Source organism: Gemmatimonadaceae bacterium, from assembly GCA_035633115.1.
Taxonomy (GTDB): domain Bacteria; phylum Gemmatimonadota; class Gemmatimonadetes; order Gemmatimonadales; family Gemmatimonadaceae; genus UBA4720.
Genome location: DASQFN010000080.1, coordinates 48,301 through 57,711, shown reverse-complemented (window position 1 = coordinate 57,711; position 9,411 = coordinate 48,301). Strand labels below are relative to the sequence as shown.

The 9,411-nt window shown below is 62.4% G+C and carries 5 protein-coding genes; 1 reads left to right on the top strand and 4 read right to left on the bottom strand.

What is annotated here, in order from left to right:
• The 3 genes from VES88_11250 to VES88_11240 all read right to left on the bottom strand — a co-directional run.
• Positions 1-1,900, bottom strand: a 1,900-nt coding sequence (locus VES88_11250) for an adenosylcobalamin-dependent ribonucleoside-diphosphate reductase (protein HYN82070.1), incomplete at its 3' end; no start/stop codon positions are given.
• A gap of 332 nt (positions 1,901-2,232) precedes the next feature.
• A complete protein-coding gene (locus VES88_11245) occupies positions 2,233-5,256 on the bottom strand; it encodes a hypothetical protein (protein ID HYN82069.1) in 3,024 nt (1,007 codons plus the stop codon).
• Entirely contained in the window at positions 5,253-6,878 is a 1,626-nt protein-coding gene (locus VES88_11240) for an N-acetylmuramoyl-L-alanine amidase (GenBank protein HYN82068.1), read from the bottom strand. The genes VES88_11245 and VES88_11240 overlap by 4 nt, the downstream gene beginning before the upstream one ends.
• A gap of 198 nt (positions 6,879-7,076) precedes the next feature.
• Between VES88_11240 and VES88_11235 the strand changes: the two genes are divergently transcribed.
• Positions 7,077-7,955 carry a protein phosphatase 2C domain-containing protein gene (locus VES88_11235; protein ID HYN82067.1) on the top strand — a complete coding sequence of 293 codons (879 nt, stop codon included), beginning with the start codon at positions 7,077-7,079 and terminating at the stop codon, positions 7,953-7,955.
• Positions 7,956-8,001: 46 nt separating this feature from the next.
• On the opposite strand, the gene VES88_11230 is transcribed toward VES88_11235, so the two are convergent.
• Positions 8,002-9,375 carry an AmpG family muropeptide MFS transporter gene (locus tag VES88_11230; GenBank protein HYN82066.1) on the bottom strand — a complete coding sequence of 458 codons (1,374 nt, stop codon included), beginning with the start codon at positions 9,373-9,375 and terminating at the stop codon, positions 8,002-8,004.
• Between the last annotated feature and the right edge of the window lie 36 nt (positions 9,376-9,411).

Genomic DNA, 9,411 nt, shown 5'->3' with positions numbered 1-9,411 from the left:
GCTCAGCGATGGTGCCTTTGAGATCGGAGAGAACCTCCGCCTGCGCACGATCGAGCCTGCCCTTCCCTTCCTTCCCGCCCTTCCCGTCTTTCCCGTGCTGCTCCGTCACCTTCTTCGCGGTCGAGCCGGTCGACAAGACCTGCATCTCCCGGCTGCCGTCCCGGTACACGGTCACGCCCTTGCAGTTCAGCCGATACGCCAGCCGATAGATCTCCTCGACGTATTCCTCGGTGGCGTCCTGCGCGAAGTTGCAGGTCTTCGAGATGGCGCTGTCGTTGTACTCCTGAAACGCTGCCTGCATCCGGATGTGCCACTCGGGTTTGATGGCGTTGGCGGTGACGAAGACCCGCTGCCACTTCGCCGGCACCTCCGGAAAGTCGATGTGCCCGGTCGCCGCGATCTTCAGCATCAGCTCGTCGGAGTACCAGCCCTCCGCCTTGGCGATGGCGACGAAGTCCTCATTTACGTCCGGCATCAGCGCGCCGGCCTGGTTCCGCATGAACGCCACGGCGAAGAGCGGCTCGATGCCGGAGCTGCAGCCGGCGATGATCGAGATGGTGCCGGTCGGCGCCACCGTGGTCACGTTGCAGTTGCGGAGACGCCGCATGGGCCGGATCCGCTCACCGTTGGCATCGCGGGCCGCGGTTTCATCGGGCCCCCAGATGCTACGCTCCCACTCAGGGAACACTCCCCGCTCCGCGGCCAGCCGCTCCGATTCGACCTTGCCTTCCTCATCCACGAACTGCTGAATCCGGCGCCCCAGCGCCACTCCTTCATCCGAATCGTACGCCACGCCGAGCTTGACGAACACATCGGCCAGGCCCATGACGCCGAGCCCGATGCGCCGGATCCGCTGCGCCAGGTCGGTGATCTCGGACAGCGGATACTGGTTCGCGTCGATCACGTTCTCCAGAAAATGGGTCGAGAGATGGATCACCCGGCGAAGCGAATCCCAGTCGATGGCGCCGTCCCGGACGAACGCGCCGAGATTGATGGAGCCGAGGTTGCAGACGTCGTACGGCAGCAGCGGCTGCTCGCCGCAGGGGTTGGTTGCCTCATAGCTCCCGACGTGCGGCACCGGATTGTAGCGGTTCGCTTCGTCGATGAAGAAGCACCCGGGCTCGCCGGTGCGCCACGCATCCTCGATCATCTTTCCCCACACGTGCTGCGCGTCGAGCTGGCCAACCGCCTTCCCAGTCGATGGATCGATCAGGTCATAGGAAGTGCCGGCTCTGACCGCATCCATGAACTTCATCGTGACTGCAACGGAGATATTGAAGTTCGTCGCCTGCGACAGGTCTTCCTTGCAGGTGATGAAGTCCATGATGTCGGGGTGATCGACTCGAAGAATCCCCATGTTCGCGCCGCGCCGCGTTCCGCCCTGCTTCACGGCGTCGGTGGAAGCGTCATACAGCTTCATGAATGAAACGGGTCCGGAGGCGACACCCGTGGTGGAGCGCACCATCGATCCCGTACCGCGCAAACGCGAAAAGCTGAAGCCGGTGCCGCCGCCTGACTGATGAATCAGAGCCATCGCCCGAAGCGTATCGTAAATGCCATTCTGTCCGTTCGAGAGAGAATCCTCGATAGGCAGGACGAAGCACGCGGAGAGCTGTCCAAGTGGCCGGCCGGCGTTCATGAGCGTCGGAGAGTTCGGCTCGAAGCGACGCTCCGTCATCAGCGCGTAGAAATCGCGCGCGAGCTGCGAGACCCCAGGCTCACCGGCGCCGTAACGTCTGTCCGCCTCGGCCACCGTCGTCGCCACTCTCCAGAACATGTCTTCGGGCTGTTCGGTGGGCATGCCCGTCGAGTCCTTGATGAGGTAGCGCTTTTCGATGACGGTCCGCGCGTTCTGATTGAGCTGAGCGGGTCCCGGGGCGGGGGTGGCAGGCGTTGGCATTTAATACAACTCTCCGCGGCTGGTAGCGATTGTCAAGAAAGGATCACGGGCTGAAACGTTACTGTATTTTTACGGGACAGACCGGCGTGGGGGAAGCAGTTTACCCGAGTTCGTGTTTCCACGCCAGTGCTAATGTAAGATAATACACACCAAGCACTTACGGTATCCACATCACGAATGCAGCGGGCCCGAAGATTTCCCGCGCTCGATTCTCCTCGGAAGGTGGAAAACTTGTTCGGTTTCACGTGTGTGACATTGAATTTTTGTCAAGCTTTTTCTTCAGGAAATTGCTGGCGACTACGGTCGGATATATGGGACCCCATTCAAATGGGTTAGAACGACGATCCGAACGTGAGGTATAGACTCATCGATTTCGCCCGACCGTATTCGCGACTCGCTACTGGCGCTGCAACACCCAGCCGGATTCTCGCAGGGACATCATAGTAGATTGCCGCATCGAGGTTGAGCTCTGCGCCGGCAGATGCAAGCCAGGGATTCGCGGCACCCGGATCACTGCACACCGTCACCGCCTGGACCACGGCGCCCGGACAGTACGCCCGTCCCGCATCGGCAAACGCCGTCGCTGAGAATCGGTCGAACAGCAGCGGGATGAATCGCACATGTCGCGACGGTGCGGCAATGGGCGCTCTATACTCGAGCGATCCCGCGAACGCTCTGATCCCGCGCTCCGCGGACGGCGGAAATCCGCGCACTCCGAACGTGCGGCGCTCGTTGCCAAGCCCGACTCCGGCGATCACCTCGATCGTCGTTCCGCTGAGACCGCCGGCGGAAAAGCCCGAGATAGCACGGCTGTCCGCATATCCTGCTGCCCCGCGCACGGCGATCACGTGGTGGGCGAAGCCAGGAAGGTCGAGCGATTTGTACGCGGCTGTCACACCGACCACGCTGCGGCTCCAGCTGCGCGAGCCTGCAACACCTGCATTTTCTGACGGGAGATTCTCGGGGGAATTCCTCCAGCGCTGGCGAGCCGAGACCGAAACTGACACTCCATCCTCGCGGGAGATGGAGAGCGGAGGACGCCGCGTGTTCGACCACGCGGCGACTCCGAAAACCGACGGGTAGCGGATTGTCTGCGCGTAAAGCGGTGGGAGCTTTGCGAGCAGTGTGTCCGGGTCGCTGGTGTAATCGCGCGTCTCGACATCTCCTCCTATCGTGACCGAGCCGAAATTGCGCGCGCGCGGCCGCGTGACCGTGGCCCGCGCGGAAAAAATCCGCGAGCGCTGCGCGAGATCGCCAACAATTGCTTCGGCGGAATTCACAATCGAAGAGTGGTCCCACGCCTGCTCCGCGGTAAAGTCGAGCAACGGCTGGCCAAACCCGGAGTACCGATAGAAGCCGAACCCTTCGGTCTCGCGATACTTCGTGTTGAAGGTCGCCTGCGCGAGATATGAATGCCGCCCGACAAGGTCAGTGCCGGTGGTCGCTCCTCCAAGCCGCGTCCCAAAACCAGTCGAGCTCTCGATCAAAGGCTCCCAGTATGTAGGGAGCAAGGAGCGCCATGGCGAATAGCTCCTTGCGGTGCCTGACTCCGGCCTGAGCGGGATTTGCAAGACCGCGTCCGGAAGCCGACATTCAGTGCACAGCGCTCTCGCCCCGCGCACGGCTGATTCATTCGCGACGACCGGCGCGCGGGGGACCGGTGCGATCCCGAGATGATATCCGTCCGTCTGATAGAGCACCGCTGCCAACCGCTCGGTATCCGGAGATTGCTCGGGGCCGAACAATCCGGTCACAGCGTTGCTAAGCCGGGTCAAAGTCCCCGGCGACAGTGCGACGTCCAGCGCGTACACCTGCATTGTCCCCGAATGATCCGATGAGATGTAGAGCTTTGTCCCGTCACGCGACCAGCTAGGGGATGCGGCAACCGCGTTCTGAAACTGCCGGGAGAACCGCTCAGTGCCGAGAGTGTCGAGGATGACAATCTCCGGCCTGTTCCCGCGCGGGATGCGCACGGCCGCGATGCGCGCGCCATCCGGAGACCAGCGTGGATCCGCCCATTGCACGTCCAGTGCGCCCGACGTGATAGGCACGATGCGTTTGCCATCGGCCGCCACTCGCACGAGGCGCGTAGATCCCGGTACCTGTTGCACTGCGACGATCGCTCCATCGCGACGGGCGTCGGGCGCGGAGAGACGCGCGCCGTGCGTTAGCCTGATCTCCTCACCACCCCGCTGTACGTAGAGATCGTTGCGCAGCCGGTATGCGTCGATGAGATCGGGTTGACTGAAAAGCACGTCGCCGTTCGGAAGTGGAACGTTCACGGCCGGTGCGTTCCGTCGTCCGATCTTCCTTTGAATGCCGTCGAGGCCGAGCATGTACGCGTGAGCCACTTCGCGTCCCGTCGCGGCGCCGTACAACAGTGTTGTCTCGCTCACCCAGCGCGGTGCCGATACGATCCACCCTTCCGACGTGAGCTCGCGCCAGCCGGCGAGTGGAACAGTGCCACGCTGAGCCGTTCTGAGGAGAGAGTCCCCCCACTGCCTCCATGCGCGCTCGAAGCTCACACCGAACGCTTTCCGCGATTTGCCGTTCAGCGTGAGCGGGAATATCGACCCGCTCGTCAGCTCGACGAAATCGCGGATTGTCTTCTCTCCGCGAGTACGCGATAGATGGTCGAAGATGAATCCGCCGTATGCGTACACAACCTCACCCCGTGGAAACCGCGACGTCTCCGAGGAGAGCTCGCCAAGCCGCGGAAGCGAACCGGCTTCAGCAGCGGCTCGCGCGACCATGTAGTGAGTCGACCCCTCGAGTCGCCCTGTTCCGGTGATCCTCGATTCGTAGTAGACGGCCAGGCCTTCGGTGATCCATGCCGGCATGTAGGCGTTGGGAAAAAACGCAGGATGCCGTCCGAAGAGGAAACGCCCGAGTTTCCAGATTCCCCTGGTGCGGTCGAGGTGGAAGATGTGCGTCAGCTCGTGCGTGATGACGAGCTCCGTCCAGTCCGCGTTGTAGCGAAGCGCGATCTCGTCCACCGGCGGGTGCGCGTAGACCACAATCCGGTTCGACGGAAACGGCGTTGCGTACCCGTTCGTAAAATCGACGTTGTCCGCGACGACGAGATCGATTTTTCCACGTGGCGGAACGAGCTCGCGCGACAAAAGCAGATACGCCCGCTCGGCGGTCGCGGCCGAGTGACGGGCAAGCTGCTCGAGCGGTGGCGTGAAATGCACGCGGAAATGCTGCGTCTGTATTGTCTTCCACTCGTCATTCGGAACGAGCTGTCCCCTGAGTGGCTCGAGTGGAACGAGCGTGGCGAGTATCAGCGCGGCTGCACCGGCGATCGCTGCCGCCTTGCGCAGACGCGGCGATGCGCCGATGCCGGCTGAGCTCAACGAGACGCCTGACCCAGCGATCGGAAGTAACGCTCCAATCCTTCGACGATCGCCCGCGCGTACCGCTCCTGGTACTCGGGCGCACGTATCGCCGCTTCCTGGTCGGGCATGATCATGAACGCGCCCTCGGCAAGGACCGCCGGCATCCACGTCGCTCGCACGAGAGCGAAATTAGCACGCTTAACCGCCTTGTCGGGCAAGCCGAGCTGCTGGAGGAGCGCCTGGTGCATCGCGCTTGCCAAAGGCTCCGAGTGCTTCCAGAAATGGTAAGTCGTCGTCCCCTGCGCAACGAAGGGATTCATCCCGTCCGGAACCGCGTTGAGATGAATCGATACGAGTGCGTGCGCATTCGCCCGCCGGGCCATCGTTGGCCGAAGATTCAGATCCACCGCTTCCGGCGTCGTTCGCGTCATCAGCACGTTCACGCCACGCGCCTGCAGGAGATCACGAACCTTGAACCCGATTGGCAGAGTCGCTTCGGGCTCCCAGAACCCGGTCGGTCCTCTCGAGCCCGCCGGCGGATGCCCCGGATCGACCGCGATCGTGAGGCCTCGCAACGGAGCAGTGGAATCGACTGGAGGAGGACGGCGAACACGAAGCGTAAACACGCCATTCTGCCACAAGCGCTGAAAGCCGAATACTGGCCCGCGCATTGAAACCGTATAACGCATCTCGGGCTTTGCTACAGCCGAAGCAACCGAGCTCACATAGCTCGACGCCGCAAGATTTACCGCCGGCTGAGTCGTGCCCGCTGTACCATAGAACGTCACCGTCAGTGAATTGTTGCCTACGTCAATGAGATACGGCGGCGTTCCGCTTACGGGGATGGCAACGTCGACCCATTCCTGCGCGGGGGTTACAGTAAATGGCTGCGCTGTGAGTGACGGAGGGGTGGGGACAGGGGTTGTCAGGTTGATCTCGGGCTTCTCGATCCGCACAACTCGCTGACTATCGAGGTGGACGAAAGCGTAATTCCCTTTGACGGAGTCCACCCGCACCGCTGTCCCCGGGAGCAGGAACCACCTATCGAGATTGTCGACCGGGGCATATCCGGTGACGACGCGGTCGGTATCGTTTGCGACTGTCGCCTGGCCAATCAGCGTAGCGTATTGTCCCGGCGTGATTCGCTGCGCGGCATCTACAGTATCGGCCGTAGGGGGCGGCACGGGAGCGGGAGAAGCGGGTGGCAGAACCTTGATGGGATGCGTGAGCCTGGCCGTGTCCGTCGGCGTCGCCGCGACGAGCTCATACTGAGGAGCGCTCGCTGGAGGGTTGGCCAACCATCCCATGAACGCCCCGTTCGGCCAAACGGGCGTCAGGACGCCATTGATAGTCAACGCGGCGTCGCCATTCCCCACCGATCCAAATATGAAGTTCGAGTCCTTCGACTGTATGAGCTGACCCGCAGTGGGATAGACCACCTTGATTTCCAGCGGCCCCGACGCGCGCGGTACGGGCGGCAGAGCCGCGTTCGCCGGCGGGAGAGGAGCCGGTGTGGTGACCACCGGCGCTGTTGGCACGGGCGTTGGGGTCGCCACCGCCGGAGTCCGGGGCGAACACGCCGCGACGCCGGCCGAAACCGCAGCGGCGAAAATCACGCGGAACGATCTACTGGTAGTCATCACAAGCCTCTGCCGTCTCGTCATAACCTGATTGCATGGTCGGTACCAGAGCTGTTCGGTGGACATTTGTCGTTTTTTTGTATCTAGGCGCGCCCGCGTCGTCTAACCTATATTCTCGCGGATGCCGTGCCCCGCCCTTGCGACCCCCACAACATCCTGTGACGCCCCTGCCCCCGGGTCAGGCGTGCGTTTTATCGCATGAAGGCAGTCGAGCCGTTTACCGCGGAATTTCCCGCGCTTCCCGATGGAACGCTCGAAGTGTCGGGCCGAACCGACGTTGGACTAATCCGGGAGCACAATGAGGATTCATTCCTTTTCGGTGACCTCGTCTCCGGCAAGAGCGTGAGCGAAAACGACTCACCGATTCTCAAGGTGGACGCCGTTCCCGCCGTTCTGATGGTCGCGGATGGGGTTGGAGGAGCTGCGTCTGGGGAGATCGCGAGCTCGATGGCGACGACGATCGCATACGAATACCTTCGCGACCGATGGCATCGCGGCGGGCTTCGCGGGACTGTCATCGTCGCGGATGCCCTGCAGCAGGCGCTCTTTTCGGCGAATCGCGCCATTCATGCTCATGCCGTTCAGGACCGGTCGCACCACGGAATGGGCACGACGGCGACGCTCGCCCTGACTGTCAACGGGATGATCTACTTCGCCCAGGTTGGTGACAGCCGGGCGTACATCGTGAGAGACGGATCGGCCAAGCAGATGACGAAGGATCAGTCGCTCGTTCAGCGAATGGTCGATGCCGGCAAGATGTCGCAGGAACAAGCCGAGAAGAGCGAGCACCGCAACATCATTCTCCAGGCGCTCGGGCCGGAGGAAGCCGTCGTACCCGAGCTGACGCGAGACCGCATGCAGGATGGAGATGTGGTGGTTCTCTGCAGCGATGGGCTTTCGAACCAGCTCACGTCGAGCGAGATCGCGAAGATGGCAACCGACAACGAGAGTCTCGACAGCCTCTGCACGCTCCTCGTCCAAAGAGCCCTCGAAACCGGCGCACCGGACAACGTCACTGTCGTCGCGGCGCGGTTCACGACTGATAAGCCAGACCCTCCCGAGAAGCCGGCCGCCTGAGCGGCTGCGTCGGGCCGCACCAGAGGCGGCCCGGCCCGGATGCGGTTTAACGTTTTCGCGGCTGACCCCCGGGGCCCACGCCGTCCGACTGATCCGTAGCGTTCGCCTCCAGGCTGGCGACCTCGTCTGGATCGGACTCATCCGCAGAATCACCTTCGCGCTCCGCGGCAAATCGGGGCATATCTCGCCCCCACGGCGCCACTATCGGCAGCAGCAACAGAGCGGGTGCTGCCGAAGCCACCGTGAAGAGGAAGAACCCGGGCCACCCCGTCAGCTCAGCGATTCTGCCCGCCGGTGCGACGAGAATGTCGCGACTCGCCGCCATCAGGCTCGATAACAACGCGAACTGCGTCGCAGAAAACCGTCGGTTGCACACGCTCATCATGAACGCGAGCAGTCCCGCGCTCACCAAGCCGAGCCCGAAGTTCTCGGTGACCACCGCCATGACCATCAAGGCATAGCTTTTCCCAGCGAGCGCGAGGATGTAATAGGCGACATTGCTCAGAGCCTGAAAGACCGCGAACACCCACAGCGACTTGTTCACCCCGAGTCGCACGATGACGGCACCCGCGAGCAGGCCGCCCGTGATGGTCGCAATGATTCCGGCGAATCCGAGCACCGTCCCGATTTCCGTCTGCGAGAAGCCAGCCTGGAGCAGGAACGAAGTCTTCATGTTGTCCGTCAAACTGTCCGGCAGCTTGTAGAAAACGATGAACAGCAGTGCGACGAGACCTGCCACAAAACCGGAGCGCTGGAAGAACTCCTTGAACGGAAGGACCACAGCCTCGGTCAGGCTGGCCGGACGCGGATCCTTGAGGACCGGCTCCGGAGCGCGGAAGGTCGTGATGATGCCGACGATCATCAGCGTCGACATGATGACGTAGGTTGTCGGCCACGACAGCCGATCGGCGAGCACGAACGCCAGCCACCCTGTCAGAATGAGTGCGATTCGGTAGCCGAGCACGTAGACCGATGTGCCGGGCCCAAGCTCGTCCTTCGTGAGAATGTCCGTTCGGTAGGCATCGATGGTGATGTCCTGCGACGCGCTGAGAAATGCGATGACAAGGGCGTTGATTCCGAGGGCCATCAACCCGACCTTCGGATCGTGAAAGGACATGAAGGCGATAGCGCTCAGCAGAAGGACCTGCGTGATGAGCATCCATCCGCGCCGCCTCCCGAGGAAGGGCGGAACGTACCGGTCGAGGACCGGCGCCCACACGAACTTCAGTGAATAGGGCGCATTGAGGAGGCTGAACACGCCAATCGCCGTGAGACTCACTCCGGCGGTGGTCATCCACGCCTGAAGCGTTGTTTTCGTGAGGTAGAGCGGAAGGCCGGAGGAGAATCCAAGGAAGAGCAGCACGGCCATCTTGGGACGGCCAAAGACCTGGAGGGGGTTACGTGATTGCTGTGGACTCATTTGGCTGCTCCGGTAAATGCGTTTAGCCGTCGCGCA

Coding starts and splice junctions, on each gene's coding strand:
- VES88_11240 (HYN82068.1), bottom strand. CDS start 6,878: ATGACTACCAGTAGATCGTTCCGCGTGATTTTCGCCGCTGCGGTTTCG.
- VES88_11230 (HYN82066.1), bottom strand. CDS start 9,375: ATGAGTCCACAGCAATCACGTAACCCCCTCCAGGTCTTTGGCCGTCCC.
- VES88_11235 (HYN82067.1), top strand. CDS start 7,077: ATGAAGGCAGTCGAGCCGTTTACCGCGGAATTTCCCGCGCTTCCCGAT.